This is a genomic window from Bradyrhizobium sp. Leo170, assembly GCF_004296405.1.
Classification (GTDB): Bacteria; Pseudomonadota; Alphaproteobacteria; order Rhizobiales; family Xanthobacteraceae; genus Bradyrhizobium.
This window is the reverse complement of sequence record NZ_PSRR01000906.1, coordinates 1-387: the sequence shown is the minus strand read 5'-3', so window position 1 is coordinate 387 and position 387 is coordinate 1. Positions and strand designations below refer to the sequence as shown.

The window sequence follows — 387 nt, the reverse complement described above, 5'->3', positions numbered from 1 at the left end:
GTCGACCAGTAACGGCGCAGCGTCATTCCATGCTCGATGTTGGTGTAGTGATAGGGCAGCAGCTGGCCGGATGGGCAGCGGTAGACGTCCTCATCAGGCAGGTAGGCGAAGTCCTGTTTGCCGAACCGGCCCTCCGCCTTGGCGTTCGACGTCATGGGCTTGGGCAAGGTGACTGCAACGCCAGCCTCTTCGCAGGCTAATATTTCCTCTCCGTCGAAGTAGCCACGGTCGGCGACCGCCTTGAGCTTGTCCACTTCGAGCACTTCTTTGGCTTGCTTCGACATCCGAGCAAGCTGCCCACGGTCGTTGCCGACGTTTATGACCTCGTGCGTAACAATCAGATGGTGCTCGGTGTCCACCGCGACCTGGACATTGTAGCCGACGACA

1 pseudogene is annotated in these 387 nt (G+C 59.4%); it reads right to left on the bottom strand.

The window, feature by feature from the left end:
* Positions 1–387, bottom strand: a pseudogene (locus tag CWO89_RS45320) (IS5/IS1182 family transposase); the annotation flags it as partial.